Raw genomic sequence first — 16,918 nt, forward strand, 5'->3', positions numbered from 1 at the left:
CAAAAAGTCTCTTACGAAAAGAGAAAATCAGCGTTTCGCTTTCGCGTCCGGGTCTTCGCTGCGCAGCAGGAACTGATCGGTCAGTTCAGGCATATGCGTTAACATCCAGTCCGCCATCGCGATCTCCTGCTCACAGATCTGTTTGAGAATGGCCACGCTCTCCTGATCCCCGGCACGCGTGGCGGCGCTGATCAGGCTGGTGTAGCTGCCAATCTCGGCATTCTCGAACACGTAGCCGCTGATAGCGCCTTTCACCACTTCGTCTTCCGCGAAGGTACCGCCAAAGGCCTGGCCCATGGCGGCCATTTTCCCCATGACATCTTTCACGCTGGAGTGGGAAATGCCGTGACGGTCGAGAATGGATTCCAGCAAAGACTGCTGCTGGCGGGTTTCTTCGATGTGCTGCTCAATGCGGGCCCGCAGCTGCGGGTAGTTTTCCAGGCGTTTTGCCATCTGCTCGAGCATGGTTTCAGCCTGTTTTTCCATGGCGTGAGCGTCGCGCAGCCAGTCGTGATAATGCGAAAGTGCGGATGTGGTCGTCATATCTACCTCCGTTGTACGGCAGTCGCGTTACTGCTTTTCCGCGATATCCGTGAGTTTTTCATCGGTGGATTTTTCTTCGGCTAATGTGGCGGCCAGCAACTCTGCGGCCTGGTTGAGCTCCAGCTTTTTCGCCATGGCCACCAGCGTGCCGTAGGTGGCGATTTCATAGTGCTCAACCTTCTGCGCCGCGCCGATCAGGCCAGCATCGCGCACCGGGCCGGCTTCGGTGGATTCAATCAGCTCCTGCGCTTCTTCTACCAGGCCTTCCAGTGCATGGCACTTCATACGCATAATGCGCAGCTCATCGTGGCTCTCTACGACCTGATCGAGGCGCTCAATTTGTCCCTGAGTCTCTTCCAGATGTTGCTGAAAAGCGTTTTTTAAACTTTCATCGGAGGCTGCCCGGACCAGTTTGGGTAATGCACGGGTGATCTGTTTCTCCGCGCTGTAAACGTCCGAAAGATCGTGAATAAAAAGATCGAGTAGCGATTTAACTTTCATGGAATATTCTCCGAATCGGTGATTAACGGGAGGCTGAAGCCATTAAGTGATAACGCGATTAAGAGAGGGAATGAAACGAAGCAATAAATCCCTGTCATCCTGTTGATGACGGAGCATTCCCTGCTCCGAGACATTCCTTACTCTGCGTTACAGCGCATCAGGAATCGCGATGGCTATTCTGTCCGCCTTTTTTGCCGGCTTCGGACGCTTTCTCACGGTCGTTTTTGAAATTACCGCCGCTGTTTTGTCCGCCTTTTTTACCCGCTTCAGATGCTTTCTCTTTGTCTTCTGCGAAATTACCTGAACCGCCTCTATGCTCTGTCATACTATTACCTCGTGATGAGTAATAAATAACATGACGCATCTGCCGCCATGCATGTTTTGCACACTTAATACTAATGCAGCCTGCCTCACTGACAAGCGCGACGGCTATATTTTTCACGCCTCGCTAACGCTATATGGATGAGAAGGCTGAAGATTGTGGTGTAAAATAACCACGCTATTTTTAGCGAGCCGGTAAATATTACGGTCTCGCTTTTGACCTGCCTGATGATTATTTATGCTCAACACATTTTCCTCCGGTGGAATTTTATCCGCCCGGCTTATTTATTTACGTTTAATCATTGAACGGCGAAGCGGCGCTAAATAGCGTCGAGCAGACGGTTCAATTCCGCCAGACTAAAAAGGGTCGCTTTGCGCACCACTTCTTCACCTTCACCTGAAAACCACTGCCGGCTGGTGTGCACGCTGCCATCTGCCAGGCACCATGCAAACCACACGGTGCCGGCTGGCGTGCCGTCCTCACCGCCGTCCGGGCCGGCATAGCCACTGACGGCAATAGCCAGCGTATCCCCGGAGAGCTTTTTCGCGCCGCAGGCCATTTCCCGTACCGCGGCCTCACTGACGGCGGTATCACGCGCCAGCGTCTCCGCGCTGACGCCCAGCACGCGCTGCTTCGCCTGATTGGTGTAAGTAATAAAGCCGCTGCTGTAAAAGCGGCTACTGTCGCTGGCGGCCGCCAGCGCGGAACCGACCCAGCCAGAGGTGCAGGATTCGGCGGTGGTGACGCTCAGGCCGGCGGCCAGTAATTTATTACCCACTTCGGTCGCTAAATTAACCAGTTCTTCATCCATATTCTGTATTCCTTGTCAGAGTGAAATTAATAAACGCCGTCTCTGGCGCTGCTCTCAGGCATTGCCAGCGGCGGGCATCCGAATTATAGGCGTAATTTCTGCACCGCTGCTTAGCCGAATTAAACTGTTACCGAGGATCCCGGCGTTTACCGCTAAGCTTAAAATTCAGGACGAAGAGGAAATAACCGTAGCGATAAGATGTCAGCTAATTAACTGTAAGAGGAATAACGCCATGAAGAAAGATGAGTTAGCCAGCCGTGATTATCCGGTACAGGAGGATATGCGCTGGCAACGCAGGGAGAGCGTTATACAGCGTATCGGTGAATACGTGCTGATAGTGATTGTGATCCTGGGTGCCTGCGGGCTGTTTTCCAAAGGCATATTAAGTGACGGGCAGGCGCAGTCGGCTGATGGTTCCGTCAGCCTGCGCTATGAACGTTTTGGTCGCATCGACAGCAATATGAACCTGCGGATTCGCGTGGCACCGCAGAGCGGCGAACGTTTCACCGTCACGCTGGGCAGCGGCGCGTTAGACGATTTGCAGATTCAGACGCTACAGCCACAGCCACAACAGGCCATTACGCGGGATAACACGCTGCAGCTGACTTACGCCGGCGAGGCGGCAGAAGGCCATGTGATCTGGCTGGGGATTCAGCCGCAGGCGGCTGGGCGGGTGGCGCTGAGTGTGCACGTCAATCATCAGGTACCGGTAAAGGTATCGCAGTGGATTTACCCGTAAAAGGAGTACGTTATGGAAACGGTATTACGCGCAGCCGCCATTTATCTGTTGTTAATGGTGGTATTTAAAATTGCCGGTCGACGCACGCTGCTGCAAATGACCTCATTCGATTTGATTCTGCTGCTGATTATTAGCGAAGCCACACAGCAGGCATTGCTGGGTGATGACTTTTCCGTTACCGGTGCCAGCCTCACCATCATTACCTTAATCACCATTGATATCGTGCTGGGCAAACTCAAAGCGCGCTTCCCGCTATTTGAACAAATGGCGGAGGGTGGGCCGCTGATTCTGGTAGAGCATGGCCGGATATTAACGCAGCGGCTAAAAATGTCGGGCATCAGTCGGGAAGATATCCTCGAAGCCGCTCGTTCAGGTCAGGGGCTGGAACGTATCGATCAAATTAAATACGCGGTGCTGGAAGTGAGCGGTCATATTTCCATCATCCCGGAAAATTCAGATAAAACTGAAAAATAGCAACAATCTCTTAATACTTGCTTGTGATGGAGATCACACTTTTGTTAATTAATTGATTTTATACCACTAAAATTATTTTGTACAAGTTTGAAAAAAAAATCTTTACAAGCAACCCGCTATAAGCGCAGCGGTGAAAATAACCATTTGCGCATGGCTTTTCGCCCGCGCAAATATGCATATTAAATGTTGTTTTATCGCCAATCCCATCCATATTGTTTCTGTGTGGAGATATTCTGTCGTTTAACTGCTTAATTATTTTAATCAATGGGGTGACATATGACACAACGACGTGGTGGTGCAGGTAATTTTGCAGAAAATACCGAGCGTGCTCGCGAAGCGGGTAAAAAAGGCGGTAGCGTCAGCAGCGGGAATTTTAAAAATTGTCCTGAAAGGGCAGTAGAAGCGGGCAGGCGCGGTGGAAAAGTGAGTCGCCGCGGCAAAACCGCAACGGCGGAAGCTTAAACCGCCTTCTTTAAAGTAAATGCAGTCAGCGTAATCCTTAAGCTGCCATGCAGGCAGTCTTAATCGCTAACGCAGCGGCGCAATTCAGGGAGTGAACCATTGCGCCGCACGCATTTTATATTATCAGCGGCCGCGCCGCAGGGTACTAAAAAATGAGATGCGGCAGTGCACATTAAGCGCAACGGCTGCAACCAGCAGTAACGGTTATTAGTGCGAGAGGAAATAAGCGACAGGCAGATTTGGTAGAACTGATAATGACGCGATACGCCAGCGACTCATTATTAATGTGGACCTGATCGGGCAGCGGCGATGTTAAAAAATTTCACTTTAAGCGCGGGTTAATAACTTTTCGGTAGCACTTTTTGCAACAAAAATCCCCCATTCAGTTGTTTATCCTCTTGTACAGATTTTGAAAAACTTGTACAACTTAGCCAGAACATTTTTCTGACAACTTAATGTTAACGGGAGTCACTTATGCGCCAGAACGGATACACTCCGAACTCAGTCGAGGCGATTGCCAACTATTTTAGCAAAGCCACGCTGCCTTCGCAGCAGGAGACGCTGGGCCAGGTCGTGGTCGAAATCCTGCGTGAAGGCCGTAATCTGAACCGTAAATCGCTGTGTACTAAGCTGCTGCGTCGTCTGGAGCTCGCTTCTACCACGGAAGAAGAGCACCACTATCACCAGCTGATTGGCCTGCTGTTTGAGCGCGAAAGCTGAGAGCGAAGCGAAAGCGTCCAGGTTGTACACACGAAAACGCCATTCTGATAACGTATCACTGCATGTATGACTTGTGACGGGCTGTATCGCGCCGCGGGATAGCGGCGCTGTTTTTCTGTCGCGTTCCCGGTTGGGGCAGGCAGCATGCAGAGATTTATTATGATATGAACAGAAGCGAACATCAGACTCTTATTGATGAGATCATCGGCGAAGCGGCGTTAACGCTGCTGCAGCGTTCCGGGCCAGTCACCACCCAGGCGTTGCTGGATGAGCTCCACATTATGCAGCAGCAGGCCAGCGATGATGCGCAGGCAGCTGCGATTCGCACGGCAATCGATGAAGTCCGGTCGAGCATGACGGCTGGACAAAAGCGGCGTGGCGAACAACCGGATCGCGATAACGTGCATCCACTGTTTGGCCACAACGGTCAGGCTGGCGGCAGCCGCAAGCATTAACTGACCGTTAAATTATAATCTGACTGTATTGCTCACAGTACGGGAAAAGAACGATGTCGGAGAATCACTCTCTCTATTCTGAGCTGCCGGACACGGAACTGGCGGCGCATTTTCGCGATGCCGGAGTGGCATTGAGTGAAGAAGCCGCGGTACTGAATGATATCATTCGTAGCGTGCTGGCCAGTGAAGGCCGCGTCAGTAACAAATCCATCATTCTTTGTCTGATTATGGCGCTGGAAGCGACACAGGATGAAGCGCAGGCAAGTGTGCTGCGCAGAACGCTGGAAATTGTGGTGGGTTATACGCCAGACGACGCCTGACGCAGAGGTCCCCGCGCAGGCGGGGATCGGTTCAGTGCATAAGATCTGCCAGTAGCCTTATTGCGGCATCGCAGCGATGCCGGAAATCCTCATCACGCGCGTCAGCTTTCATCGTGTGCAGCACCTGCGTCACGTCATGTATCCTGAACACCCTACCTTCCCTGATAAATTCCGTCACCGCGATGCCTATCAGCGCATACAGATCCGGTGCAGGACGGTTAACTTGTTTCACGTCACCTCCGGGACTTGTATATCCGTACAGTGTTGCACAGGTGATAACAACCCAACACCTTTTTCTGCTGTCAGTGAAAATGGCACAGATTATTAGTCAGACAGATTGCCAGGTGTTATCACGCTGCGCGAATAGTAATACGCTGCTGAAGCAGATTCATGCAACTAAAAAATGGTTGAGCACACCGATAACTCTATTTTAACGCTGCGCTTATTGCGCCCGGAACATTCACCGACACGCTGCGCGGCGGGCGGGAATTATCGCGCCTGCTGCGACCGAGATTAAATTTATGCAGCCAGCTGCGGTACTGTCTGATTAATTCCTGTGCATTTTTTTCGTCACTGGCGCGACAAATAAACAGCTGGCTCATGGTCTGGTGCTCAGCCGCCGTGGCGTAGATCTCGCAGGCCATCTCGCGTTGCTGCAGTTCAATCGCCGTAAAATGTAACTGCGGCCACTGCTGCAGTCGGTTAGCGAACATTTTATAGTCCATTTTAGGATCCTTTTATTTTTCTATTTTCTACTGGTATTACCTGTAAAAGGCACAATAGACCAAAAGCGAAAAAGCGCCAGTTTTGCGGGTCACGACCCATTAAATAGTGCACAAAATGAAAAAAATATTTACGTGTACAGCTTTTACCGCTGCGCTTATATTTGCGTGAAAGATTGAATAAGCGCAGCGGCTAATAGCGGCAGCGCAGAAATACCGTCTGGCTCGCAGCATCGCCTATCCTCTATTAGGGTTAACTGATGGCTAACCAAAGGAGAAGAGGGCATGACCAATCCGAGTGCCGCCGATGAACTGGCGCTGATCGATCGCTACTGGCGCGCCGCCAATTATCTGTCCGTCGGGCAAATCTACCTGATGGCCAACCCGCTGTTACGCGAACCGTTGCAGCCCGGGCATATCAAGCCGCGACTGCTTGGCCACTGGGGCACGACGCCCGGCCTTAACTTTATCTATGCGCACCTCAACCGCATCATCCGCCAGCGCGAGGTGGATCTGCTGTACGTCTGCGGCCCGGGGCACGGCGGACCGGGCATGGTGGCGAACAGCTGGCTCGAAGGCAGTTACAGCGAAATCTATCCGCACGTCAGTGAAGATGCTGCAGGCATGCAGCGCCTGTTTAAGCAGTTTTCGTTTCCCGGCGGTATTCCCAGCCATGCGGCACCGGAAACGCCGGGCTCGATTAATGAAGGCGGCGAGCTGGGCTATTCGCTGTCGCACGCGTTTGGCGCGGTTTTCGATCATCCGCAGCTGATCGTACCCTGCGTGATTGGTGACGGCGAAGCTGAAACCGGGCCGCTTGCCGCCAGCTGGCACGGCATCAAATTCCTCAATCCGCAGCGTGATGGTGCGGTGCTACCCATTCTGCATCTGAACGGCTACAAGATTGCCAACCCGACGCTGCTGGGGCGCAGCAGTGATGACGATCTGCAGCAGCTATTCAGCGGTTACGGTTATGAGCCGCTGTTTGTCTGCGGGCACGAGCCGGCCGACATGCACCAGCAGATGGCGGCAGTGCTGGATAACGCGTTTGATAAAATTGCCGCTTGTCAGCAGCAGGCGCGCAGCGGCCAGGCTGAGCAGGCGATCCCGCGCTGGCCGATGATTGTGCTGCGCAGCCCGAAGGGCTGGACCGGTCCGAAAGAGGTGGACGGTAAAAAGGTGGAAGATTTCTGGCGTGCGCATCAGGTGCCGGTGGCGGCGTGTCGCGAAGACGCGTCGCATCGGCAGGTGTTAGAGCAGTGGCTGCGCAGCTATCAGCCGGAGGATCTGTTTGACGAGGCGGGTAAGCTCAGGCCGGAACTGCGTGCGCTGGCGCCGCAGGGGGATAAACGCATGAGCGCCTCGCCCTATGCCAACGGTGGCCGGCTGCGACGCACGCTCAACACGCCGGACATCCGCGAGTTTGCGCTCGACACCGGCGCGCCGGGCAGCCAGCGCGGCGAAGCCACTAAACAGTTCGGCCACTACCTCAGCGCGATTTTTCAGCGCAACGCCGATAACTTCCGGCTGTTCGGGCCAGATGAGACCGCCTCGAATCGCCTGACGCCGGTTTTTGACGTCACCAGCCGCAGCTGGATGGCAGATATCGAACCGTATGATGAGCAGTTGGCGCGTGACGGTCGGGTGATGGAAATTCTCAGCGAGCATCAGTGTCAGGGCTGGCTGGAGGGCTATCTGCTCACCGGTCGACACGGGCTGTTCAACTGCTATGAAGCCTTTATCCATATTGTCGACTCGATGTTTAACCAGCACGCCAAATGGCTGAAGGTGACGCGCAAGCTGGGCTGGCGTCAGCCGATCTCGTCGCTCAACTATCTGTTGTCTTCACACGTCTGGCGCCAGGATCACAACGGTTACAGCCATCAGGATCCCGGTTTTATCGATCACGTGGCGAATAAAAAGGCGGATATCGTGCGCATCTATCTGCCGCCAGACGCGAACACCCTGCTGTGGGTGGGCGATCACTGTCTGCGCACCTGGGATCGCATCAACGTGATTGTCGCCGGCAAGCAGCAGTCACCGCAGTGGCTGGATATCGACAGCGCCATTGCCCACTGCGAGGCGGGTATGGGCGAATGGCGCTGGGCGAGCGATGACGGCGAGCCGGACGTGGTGATGGCCTGCGCCGGCGATGTACCCACCATGGAGACGCTGGCGGCGGTGGATCTGCTGCGAAACTACCTGCCCACGCTGCGCATTCGCGTGGTCAACGTGGTGGATCTGCTGGCGCTGCAGACGCAGCAGCAGCACCCGCACGGCAAGTCGGAAGAGGATTTCGATGCGCTGTTTACCCGCGACAAACCGGTGATTTTCGCCTTTCATGGCTATCCCAGCCTGATTCATCGTCTGACTTATCAGCGCAGCAATCACGCCAATTTCCACGTGCACGGATTCAACGAAGAGGGCACCACCACCACGCCGTTTGATATGACGGTGCTCAACGAACTGGACCGCTATCATCTGGCGCAGGCGGCGATTTTGCATGTGCCGGGCCTGGCCGATCGCCATCCTGAACTGCTCGACGACCTGCAGCAGCGCATCGCGGAGCACCATCGCTACGTGCGCGAACACGGTGAAGACGTGCCGGAAGTGCGTGACTGGCTGTGGCCGGGCTAATCCGGGCCGGGCGAAAAAAAACCGCCTGAGAAGGCGGTTTATGGTTTATTCGGCCTGTTTATCCCCGGATTCAGGCGCGCTGGTTTCGTCATCTTTCGGCTTTGGCTCGGGGTTGTTTTTACGCGGATCGTAATCCGGCTGGTCGCCGTGAACGGGACGATCGGTCATTGTATACTCCTTAACGGTTACCATGTGAACCCGCGCCACCGTTGCCAGCTGCGCGGATGTAGAGGGCGGCTGTGCGGCTCAGCCCGGAACATTCTGCCGCTTCTCAGTTTGCTGATGTTTCCCCATAGCCAGTGCGCTGGCGCTGGCCGGATCGAACAGCGACAGGCTTTCAATCTGGTCGACCATCAGCACCTTACGGAACTCCAGCGCGCTTTTGGGTTTGGAGACAAAGCTAATCTCGTGCTGGTGATACCAGCGGCTGTAATTATGCTCAATCGCCAGATTCAGCGTGCGCGAATCGCGGTAGCCGCTGAGCATCGGGATCAGCACGATATTGGCGGTGCTGGGATATTCAAAGGTGGCGGCGTGAATCATGCCGATGTAGATACGGCGCGATTTCAGCGTGACCCAGGCCAGTTCACCTTCTTCCATGCAGTGCAGCAGCAGTTGTTCAATACCGTTAGAGCGCGACAGGCGCTGATACAGCTCTTTGCGACTGCCGGCGGTCAGCCGCGCGCTGCCGGAATTGGAACGATACACACAAAACAGCACGGCAAACGCCAGCATGATCACCACCGGTGCCTGAATGCCAAGAAAACTCCAGGTCATGAAATCAACGTGCCAGCGCGCATGGAGATCGGCAGACAGTGCCAGGCTGTTATTGATGGCCGAGGCCGCCAGCAGCAGCAGCCAGACCAGGCCGGTGGCGACCACGCCCTGAACGACAAAAATGCAGCCGTACAGCGCAATGAGAAAATAGACGTCCCAGCCAAAGGATCGTTTTATTTTCAGTCGGCTGGACATATCGCGACTGGTGTACCAGTAACCGCAGACCATCAGCACCATAAATATCGCGGTTCCCATCAGATATCCTTTAAGCGCTTAATATGATCGGCGAAGTCCTGCTGTACCTGTGGACTGAGGGGATTAACCGAAGCGTTACCGTCTTCGTCAATAATAATCCGGTCACCTTCCTGAATGGATTCACGAATATCCTGGCGGCTCATCACCTGCAGTAATGATTCCGGACTGGAAAAAAGAGAGGTAAAATAGCGCAATATCACGTCAGGCTGTTCCTGTAAGGCAATAAATAGTTAATTGATCATATAACGTTTTCTGCCAGATTCAGGTGGTTTCAGAGTTATCTGTTAAACGTGAGGAAATTCAGCGCAGGGTAAGACAATAATCCGGGGGGTACGGCGCGCTCCCTGCGCCATGGCCGCCTCATCCTGTGCTGGCCGGCAAATCACGAGCCGCGATTGCTGCTCTGACCGCCTTTTTTACCGGCTTCGGACGCTTTTTCGCGGTCGTTTTTAAAGTTGCCGCCGCTGTGCTGTCCGCCTTTTTTACCGGCTTCTGATGCTTTCTGTTTATCTTCTGCGAAATTACCTGAACCGCCTCGATGCTGAGTCATAATATATCCTCTTCATGAGTAATAAATAACATGACGTTGTTGCGTTGTCATGTGCGTGTTGCGTATTTAATACTAATCGCTGGTGCTATTTCTGCAAGCGTGACGGCGCATAAAAAGGGCATTTTTATTTTTTATCTTAGTTTGTTGAAATAACAATAATTCTGCGCTGTCGCTGCGCTTATTTAAAACTTTTGCGGCGGTGAAGTAATAAAATGAAACACTCCAGTGCACCCAACCGGCCGGGCCAGACAGCTGACCCGGCGCCGTGAGCCACGCTAAATAACCATGCCTAAAATCTGCAGGATGCTCTGCTGCGAAGCAGTAATAAAAGGAATGTCTTTGATGTGCTGCATGCCAAAGGCTTCATAAAATTTGCGTGCGCGCACGTTCTCGCCCATCACTTCCAGCCACAGATAGCCTTCCTGCTTATCGCGCGCGGCGTGGATAATGCTTTCGAACATGCGCCGGCCATAGTTTTTACCGGTTTCCTGCGGATTGAGGTAGAGCTTATTCAGCTGGGCACCGCTCATGCCGGAGTCCGGTACCGGCGTGTTCCAGGTCACTTTGGCAAAGCCGATGGGTTTGTTGGTTTCGGCAATCAGCCAGCTTTCGTTGGGCGCCACCAGGCTGCTGCGCAGCTCGGCCAGGCCGTACTCTTTATCGATGAATTCATCCAGCTCGGCTTCGGATACCCACATATGTTTGAAGTGGGCGCTGTAGGTCATGCGCCCCAGCTGATGCAGCAGTTCGGCATCATCAGGCTGCGCGTTGCGTATGGTGAATTCCATGCCAGTCTTCCTTCAGTTTTTATGTTTTATCCTGCGTTACGGCAGAGTGGGGGTGTCAGCGGGCATCCTGCCCGTACAGGTGACCCGTCATTATGCGCGAATCAAACCGGGTGTCATCCCTTTTGCGGTAAGGAAGTTGGCTGAATGTCTTGATTTTTTTAACAGGAAAGGAGGCAGGCGCAGGATGTCCAGCGGGCTGAACATCCAGAATTGAGGCGGGAGGCGCGAATTAAAAGCCGTAGCTGGTGAGGCGATGGTAAAAATCCATATGGTTTTTGCAGCCCAGCTTGCGTGAGATGGTGTTCTTGTAGTGGCTGATGGTCTTATTGCTGAGGTGCAGCGCATGCCCGATCTCCGTCATGCGGCGCGGACCCGCCAGCCAGCGCAGCAACGTGAACTCGCGCTCGGTCAGCACATCGGCGTTGCCGTGCGGTACGGCGACGGCGGCAACGTTTTCTGGTGTCAGCACCGCACTGACCAGTGTCGCCAGCGGGCATTTTTTGCTCAGGATCAGCGCTTTCTTCAGGTGGCGTGCCACGTAATTCAGCACGGCTTCATCGCTGATGTCGGTGAGAATCACCAGCTCGATGCCCGGTGTTTTGAGCTGCATCAGCAGCAGGCTACGCAGCGTCTCTTCCAGATTTTTACTGGCAAAATGCAGTTCGCTGATCACCACGTTACGCCCGCGTCCGGTAGGGATCGGGTCATCCGGTGAGGTGAGCGTCAGGCAGCTTATCATCTGCCCGGAAAAGTAGAGGCGCAGACCTTCCGTAATCCAGCGGTCGCTATCCATAGTGAAGATGTTCAGCATTGTTTCCTCCTGTGCTCGCGGTTAACCCATTTGAACGGAAACCGCGCTGAGCCGATATCAGACGGCCTGCGTCAGGTTGTAGGAAAAGGCTGAGAAATGTCTGTGATGGCTGAGCTGCAGGGGGACAACAGGCAAGCTGGTTTCTGATGAATGAAGCAAAACCGGTACGGTGGTGAACCGGGGAGAACGCCCGGGATGATGTCAGCCGCCACTGTTGCTCTGACATTTCATTTTCCTGTCATTTTTAATCTTTAGGGTGTCAGCTCCTCTGTATGGACATGAATAATATGAAAAGAAAAACGCTTCCCCTGATTCTCGGTTGTACCCTCTCGTTATCCACGCTGGCGGCGCAGCCGCCAACCGAACACTATAGCGTCACTTTTCCTGAGGGGACGCGCGTCAGCTACAGCGGTGCGTTCGCCAGCGCGTTTCCGGAGGGTTTGCCGGTAGGCATCGGTTCCGGTTTGCTGTTTACCGGCAGGCAGGGAGATACGCTCAACTTTGTGACCGTCACCGATCGCGGACCGAACGCCGACTCGCCTGACATGGGTAACAGGAGTCGAAAATTTTCGTCACGCCGGATTTCGCGCCGCTGCTGATGAATATCCAGGTGAAGAACGGCAAAGCGCAGGCGACGGACGCCCGACCGCTGCACGACGCAAAGGGCAATATTAACGGCTTGCCGCTGCAGAATGGCGTCATCGGGTCAACCAATGAGATCGCGCTAAGCGATAAGTTGCACGTGCTGCAGGGCGATAACCGGGGTCTGGATACGGAAGGCATTACGCTGGACGGGAAGGGCGGATACTGGCTGTGCGATGAGTATGGTCCGTTCCTGATTAACGTTGATAAGCAGGGCAGGATTCTGGCGATTCACGGGCCGCAGGCCATGGAAGGGGAAAAATCGATCGCAGGTGGCCTGCCGAACGTTCTTAAATGGCGCCAGCCAAATCGTGGCTTTGAAGGGATCACGCGCATGCCGGATGGACGCATCATCGCCGCGGTGCAGAGTACGCTGGATATCAACGGGAAAAGTAAAAAGCAGGCACGCTTTACCCGCCTGGTGAGCTTCGATCCGGCCACCGGGAAAACCGCGATGTATGGTTACCCTATCGACAGCGAGGCGTACAGTAAAAACAGCGACGCGAAAATTGGCGATATCGTGGCGATCGATAATCAGCACATCCTGCTGATTGAGCAGGGCAGCGACAAAGACGACGCGATGCGTAACCTTATCTATGAGGTGGATCTCAGCCAGGCCACTGATCTGGCCGCATTCGATAAGGCCGGTGACTATCCGGAGTTTGACGACGCCAAAACGCTGGCGCAGCGCGGCATCGTGCTGGCAACGAAAACGCGGGTGGTGGATCTGCGTCAACTCGGCTGGCAGCAGGAGAAGGCCGAAGGGCTGGCGCTGATCGACAGCAACACGCTGGCGGTCATCAATGACAATGACTTCGGCGTGAAAATGGTGCTGCAAAATCCGGTGGAAGGTAAGAAGCGCAAGGATTATCGGGTCAACGACCAGGGGAAGCTGACGGTAGATGATAAGCCGGTTGCCACCACCATCAGCGTGAAGCCGCTGGATAAAGCCAGCTCGGACAGTGAGTTGTTTATCATAACGCTGGCGGAACCGCTGCAACCCTAGAGGCTGCCGTGCTGGCGCTGAACACCGGTGCCAGCACGAAAACGCCAAAGGCTGAATGCCCCCCCTTGCTTCATCGGGGAGGTCATCGCGGACCGGGTTTAAGATGAGGGTACATGCTTTAGCCTTTATATGGCCCCTCATAGCAGGGCCATGGTTTAGGCTTTGAGCATATAATGGTTTAGGCTTTGAGCATATAGATGCATGATGTTACCGTCTGCCCGGACGCTGTCGTGACATCGACCGGCACGCGTTGGTACTCAGCACCTTCGAATTCATCGAGTATGTGCCAGTGAACAGGTAAATTGGCTGACGTGAACAGAAAACCCTGCACACGATTACCTGAATCATCCAATACGATTCCTGGATAACCCATTTCTGCACCCCAACCTTTATCTGATAAAGACCCGCCAACGTGGCCTTCCTGCCATGTACCCCCGATATTTTCAAGAATATGCGCATTAGGTCGGCCAGGACCCAGCGTCCCGTAAACAAATAAACTATCCATCGCGCCTCCGATTATCGTTATGAAAATGATGACGTTGTTTCTATTAATTTTGATTTTCGGTCTCTGCCCTGACAAATCATTTGTTCTCACAATATGCGTGATTTATTATCACGCGTATGATATTTGATCGCCTCCCTCCATTGCAGACTCTGCGCGCTTTTGAAGCCACTGCTCGCCTTTCCAGCATGACGCTGGCGGCTGCTGAGTTGCACGTAACGCATGGCGCGATAAGCCGGCAAATACGGAAACTCGAAGATCATCTGGGATGTAAGCTCTTTTTCAGACTGACCCGACAAATAATCCTGACGCAGGAAGGGGCGGAATTTCACCATGCGGTTACCCGTATTCTGGGTGAGCTAATGAGGGAATCCGGGCGCTTGCGTGGGATGAGTCCAGCAGGGATTTTGCGTATCAGTACAACGGTTTCTTTTGCCAGTAAATGGCTGGCCCCGCGCCTCAGTCGATTCAGGCAGCAATATCCTGAATTAGATATTCAACTGGATGTGACTGACATTAATGTAGAGTTCAATGATGGTCAGACAGATGCGGCCATTCGTTATGGCACTGGCCATTATCGTGGCGTTTTGTCTGAACGTATCCTTGATGAAACGGTTACCCCGGTCTGTAGCCCGGGTTATCTGAAAGAACATAATGGTCTGACAGACGTTAAGGAACTTTCCAACTGCGTTCTTCTTCATGAATACCGAATGTTGGTGAACTGGGAGGCGTGGTTTGACATGGCCGGGGAAAAAAATCCCCGCTGCCATCAGGGCCCTTTATGGACCCTGGGCAGTATGGCGACGGAGGCTGCCATACGAGGTGAAGGGGTGGCTCTTGGACGCAGTGTGCTGATTGCAGATGATGTCGCAGCGGGCAGGCTGGTTGTTCCGTTTCCGCAATACAAACTTAAGGCTGAGCGGGGATACGATTTAGTTTATCGCCCGGATAATCGTGATTCATTTAAATTACAAATTTTAAAACAATGGCTCTTTGAAGAAACTGGCCTGAAGAAAGGTTAAGAGAGATTTTAAGTATAGCGTTGCATCGACCCGTTGAACTCACAGGGCGAAGCGGACTGACTCTCAGGAAAAATGTTTGCCTGGAGCAAGAAGCAGGCATTGATTCATAGATTAAGGCAAATAATCGCGCGGCGTTGCATTCAGGATGGAACGAAAAGCAGCGGTATAGGCAGCCGGACATGAAAAACCAAGCTTGTAAGCGACCTGTTTGATAGGGATGTTATTCGCAAGAAGATCTAACGAAGCATAAATTCTTGCTCTATGCTTCCAGGTTCTGAAACTAAAACCCGTATCCTTAATAAACAATCGCGAAAAGGTACGTTCAGACATTGACGCGATAAAAGCCAGATCGCTCAGTGGTATTTCCCAGCGATGATTTACCACAAGTTCTCTGGCCGCAGAGAATAATCGCTCATCACGTGGCATTGGAAGTTCCGCAGTCAGAGAAGGCGCTTCGCTGAGTATTTCCAGAAGCAACAGAGCCATTTTCCGCTGGCTCGGTCTGTTGTAGTTATCACTGAACAGACCGGTTATCAGTTCTTTCACCAGTGGCGTAGCCGTAATGACATGCACCTGGTCACTCTTCGCAAAATTTGTACATTCCGCGATAAGGCTGCCACTGAAATAGATGGCCCTGAGATCTGTGTGAGACAGCAGATTGTAACTATGTATCTGCAGAGGTGGTAGCCACAATGCACGCTGAGGGGGGATAACCCAGCGGTTGTTTTCCGTTTCGACCAGCATCACGCCTCTGGTTGCATAGAGGAGTTGCCCTTCAAGGTGATGATGAGGAGGATCGGTTTCTCCTCGCTGATAGCTAATCGCTGTGCCGGACCAGCCTGTGGATGCTTCATGTCTTGGCGCTTTATCTATACTACCTGGCATTTCAGATTAGGGTCCTGCAACTATGATGCTGCCTTGAAACCATCCGGTGTACCAACTCACTGGATGAGTGTGTCGTTTATCGGTCAGATTATCACAGGTATAACAGGAGCCTATCCTTATGCGGGTACACTTTATCGTACATGAAAGTTTTGAAGCGCCAGGGGCTTATGAAACATGGGCCAGAAATCAAGGTCATAATGTGACTTACTCGCGTGTATACGCAGGCGATGAGCTACCCGTGGACGCCGAAGGTATTGATTTCCTGATCGTGATGGGCGGTCCGCAGGACCCGTCCACGACCCAGAGAGAGTGTCCGCACTTCGATGCGAAAGGCGAGCAGGCGCTGATTGCTGCTGCTGTTAAAACCGGTAAAGCCGTTATCGGTATCTGCCTTGGCTCACAGCTGATCGGTGAGGCGCTGGGCGCGCCGTTTGCTCACAGCCCTGAAAAAGAGATTGGTAAGTTCCCGATCACGCTAACTGAAGAGGCTCGCGAGGATGCGTTGTTTTCTCACTTTGCGAAGTCGCTTGAGGTCGGTCACTGGCATAACGACATGCCGGGCCTGACCGCGGATGCAAAGATCATCGCCTACAGCGAAGGCTGTCCCCGCCAGATCGTTTCCTATTCAGATCGCGTCTTTGGTTTTCAGTGCCACATGGAACTGACGCTGGATGTTGTAGAACGGCTAATCGCTCATTCGCAACAAGACCTGAGCCGAGCCGCAGAGTATCGCTTTGTTCATACGCCAGAAGAACTTCGTGCGCACGATTACAGCGAAATGAATCAGGTACTTTTTGGCTTCATGGATAAGCTCGAAGCGCGTTACAAATCAGCTTAAACACCGCTTTATGCCCGGTGATGTTTATCTCCGGGCATTCTTTATCAGAAGCTGATACATGGAGGCACCATGACCTTTTGTGCACCCTTCAAACCCTACTTTCTATCAACGTCCTGGCGCAGGACCGATTCCGCCG

Annotated in this window: 23 protein-coding genes and 1 pseudogene; 10 read left to right on the plus strand and 14 right to left on the minus strand. The window is 53.2% G+C overall.

Translation table 11 applies throughout. The features are described from left to right. Nucleotides 1-27 precede the first annotated feature (27 nt). From F3J36_RS01575 to F3J36_RS01590, 4 genes are all read right to left on the minus strand, one after another. Nucleotides 28-543, minus strand: a complete 516-nt coding sequence (locus F3J36_RS01575; protein WP_021506332.1) for a ferritin-like domain-containing protein — start codon at nt 541-543, stop codon at nt 28-30. A 27-nt stretch (nt 544-570) separates the two neighbouring features. Then, entirely contained in the window at nt 571-1,044 is a 474-nt protein-coding gene (locus F3J36_RS01580; RefSeq protein WP_021506331.1) for a ferritin-like domain-containing protein, read from the minus strand. Nucleotides 1,045-1,201: 157 nt separating this feature from the next. Further along, nucleotides 1,202-1,369: a general stress protein gene (locus F3J36_RS01585; protein WP_021506330.1), complete on the minus strand. Its 168-nt coding sequence runs from the start codon at nt 1,367-1,369 to the stop codon at nt 1,202-1,204. Nucleotides 1,370-1,685: 316 nt separating this feature from the next. Beyond that, nucleotides 1,686-2,177 (minus strand): nicotinamide-nucleotide amidohydrolase family protein, encoded by a 492-nt coding sequence (locus tag F3J36_RS01590; protein ID WP_058769659.1) that lies wholly within the window; start codon nt 2,175-2,177, stop codon nt 1,686-1,688. 232 nt (nt 2,178-2,409) lie between these two features. On the opposite strand from F3J36_RS01590, the gene F3J36_RS01595 reads away from it, so the two are divergent. The 6 genes from F3J36_RS01595 to F3J36_RS01620 all read left to right on the plus strand — a co-directional run bounded on the left by F3J36_RS01595 (nt 2,410) and on the right by F3J36_RS01620 (nt 5,347). Next, nucleotides 2,410-2,916 carry a hypothetical protein gene (locus tag F3J36_RS01595; RefSeq protein ID WP_104186837.1) on the plus strand — a complete coding sequence of 169 codons (507 nt, stop codon included), beginning with the start codon at nt 2,410-2,412 and terminating at the stop codon, nt 2,914-2,916. Between the two features lie 12 nt (nt 2,917-2,928). Continuing rightward, nucleotides 2,929-3,390 (plus strand): DUF421 domain-containing protein, encoded by a 462-nt coding sequence (locus F3J36_RS01600; RefSeq protein ID WP_021506327.1) that lies wholly within the window; start codon nt 2,929-2,931, stop codon nt 3,388-3,390. A 276-nt stretch (nt 3,391-3,666) separates the two neighbouring features. Then, entirely contained in the window at nt 3,667-3,852 is a 186-nt protein-coding gene (locus F3J36_RS01605) for a general stress protein (RefSeq protein ID WP_072209941.1), read from the plus strand. Between the two features lie 474 nt (nt 3,853-4,326). Beyond that, nucleotides 4,327-4,572: a regulatory protein YcgZ gene (ycgZ, locus tag F3J36_RS01610; protein WP_021506325.1), complete on the plus strand. Its 246-nt coding sequence runs from the start codon at nt 4,327-4,329 to the stop codon at nt 4,570-4,572. 164 nt (nt 4,573-4,736) lie between these two features. Further along, on the plus strand, nt 4,737-5,027 hold the full coding sequence (locus F3J36_RS01615; protein ID WP_021506324.1) for a hypothetical protein: 291 nt from the start codon (nt 4,737-4,739) through the stop codon (nt 5,025-5,027). A 53-nt stretch (nt 5,028-5,080) separates the two neighbouring features. After that, a complete protein-coding gene (locus F3J36_RS01620) occupies nt 5,081-5,347 on the plus strand; it encodes a biofilm development regulator YmgB/AriR family protein (RefSeq protein WP_166718708.1) in 267 nt (88 codons plus the stop codon). Between the two features lie 31 nt (nt 5,348-5,378). On the opposite strand, the gene F3J36_RS01625 is transcribed toward F3J36_RS01620, so the two are convergent. Both F3J36_RS01625 and F3J36_RS01630 read right to left on the minus strand, forming a co-directional pair. Then, nucleotides 5,379-5,579 carry a hypothetical protein gene (locus tag F3J36_RS01625; RefSeq protein WP_088515891.1) on the minus strand — a complete coding sequence of 67 codons (201 nt, stop codon included), beginning with the start codon at nt 5,577-5,579 and terminating at the stop codon, nt 5,379-5,381. Between the two features lie 193 nt (nt 5,580-5,772). Further along, entirely contained in the window at nt 5,773-6,072 is a 300-nt protein-coding gene (locus F3J36_RS01630) for a hypothetical protein (RefSeq protein ID WP_176428071.1), read from the minus strand. 282 nt (nt 6,073-6,354) lie between these two features. Between F3J36_RS01630 and F3J36_RS01635 the strand changes: the two genes are divergently transcribed. Next, nucleotides 6,355-8,706: a phosphoketolase gene (locus tag F3J36_RS01635; RefSeq protein WP_166718709.1), complete on the plus strand. Its 2,352-nt coding sequence runs from the start codon at nt 6,355-6,357 to the stop codon at nt 8,704-8,706. A gap of 45 nt (nt 8,707-8,751) precedes the next feature. Here the strand turns inward: F3J36_RS01635 and F3J36_RS24295 are convergent, their stop codons facing one another. From F3J36_RS24295 to F3J36_RS01660, 6 genes are all read right to left on the minus strand, one after another. After that, on the minus strand, nt 8,752-8,874 hold the full coding sequence (locus tag F3J36_RS24295) for a hypothetical protein (RefSeq protein ID WP_256378226.1): 123 nt from the start codon (nt 8,872-8,874) through the stop codon (nt 8,752-8,754). A gap of 78 nt (nt 8,875-8,952) precedes the next feature. Beyond that, the gene (locus F3J36_RS01640; protein WP_166718710.1) at nt 8,953-9,738 is read right to left on the minus strand and encodes a hypothetical protein; all 786 of its coding nucleotides are present in this window, start codon (nt 9,736-9,738) and stop codon (nt 8,953-8,955) included. Further along, nucleotides 9,738-9,935 carry a hypothetical protein gene (locus F3J36_RS01645; RefSeq protein ID WP_031279223.1) on the minus strand — a complete coding sequence of 66 codons (198 nt, stop codon included), beginning with the start codon at nt 9,933-9,935 and terminating at the stop codon, nt 9,738-9,740. Before F3J36_RS01645 ends, F3J36_RS01640 begins: the two co-directional genes overlap by 1 nt. A 185-nt stretch (nt 9,936-10,120) precedes the next feature. Beyond that, nucleotides 10,121-10,288: a general stress protein gene (locus F3J36_RS01650; protein ID WP_021506316.1), complete on the minus strand. Its 168-nt coding sequence runs from the start codon at nt 10,286-10,288 to the stop codon at nt 10,121-10,123. Nucleotides 10,289-10,563: 275 nt separating this feature from the next. After that, nucleotides 10,564-11,076: a GNAT family N-acetyltransferase gene (locus F3J36_RS01655; protein WP_021506315.1), complete on the minus strand. Its 513-nt coding sequence runs from the start codon at nt 11,074-11,076 to the stop codon at nt 10,564-10,566. Between the two features lie 229 nt (nt 11,077-11,305). Further along, nucleotides 11,306-11,887, minus strand: a complete 582-nt coding sequence (locus F3J36_RS01660) for a LuxR C-terminal-related transcriptional regulator (protein ID WP_166718711.1) — start codon at nt 11,885-11,887, stop codon at nt 11,306-11,308. 287 nt (nt 11,888-12,174) lie between these two features. Between F3J36_RS01660 and F3J36_RS01665 the strand changes: the two are divergent. Beyond that, nucleotides 12,175-13,535: pseudogene (locus F3J36_RS01665) on the plus strand (esterase-like activity of phytase family protein). A gap of 178 nt (nt 13,536-13,713) precedes the next feature. On the opposite strand, the gene F3J36_RS01670 reads toward F3J36_RS01665, so the two are convergent. Further along, nucleotides 13,714-14,040, minus strand: a complete 327-nt coding sequence (locus tag F3J36_RS01670; RefSeq protein ID WP_166718712.1) for a gamma-glutamylcyclotransferase family protein — start codon at nt 14,038-14,040, stop codon at nt 13,714-13,716. Nucleotides 14,041-14,225: 185 nt separating this feature from the next. Between F3J36_RS01670 and F3J36_RS01675 the strand changes: the two genes are divergently transcribed. After that, nucleotides 14,226-15,059 carry a LysR substrate-binding domain-containing protein gene (locus F3J36_RS01675; RefSeq protein WP_247653130.1) on the plus strand — a complete coding sequence of 278 codons (834 nt, stop codon included), beginning with the start codon at nt 14,226-14,228 and terminating at the stop codon, nt 15,057-15,059. Between the two features lie 111 nt (nt 15,060-15,170). On the opposite strand, the gene F3J36_RS01680 is transcribed toward F3J36_RS01675, so the two are convergent. Further along, complete coding sequence (locus F3J36_RS01680; RefSeq protein ID WP_166718713.1) at nt 15,171-15,944, minus strand: helix-turn-helix transcriptional regulator; 774 nt, start codon at nt 15,942-15,944, stop codon at nt 15,171-15,173. 118 nt (nt 15,945-16,062) lie between these two features. Between F3J36_RS01680 and F3J36_RS01685 the strand changes: the two genes are divergently transcribed. Continuing rightward, nucleotides 16,063-16,782 carry a type 1 glutamine amidotransferase gene (locus tag F3J36_RS01685; RefSeq protein WP_088515888.1) on the plus strand — a complete coding sequence of 240 codons (720 nt, stop codon included), beginning with the start codon at nt 16,063-16,065 and terminating at the stop codon, nt 16,780-16,782. Nucleotides 16,783-16,918: the final 136 nt, after the last annotated feature.

It is taken from the genome of Pantoea sp. Cy-640, assembly GCF_011752635.1.
Classification (GTDB): domain Bacteria; phylum Pseudomonadota; class Gammaproteobacteria; order Enterobacterales; family Enterobacteriaceae; genus Pantoea; species Pantoea dispersa.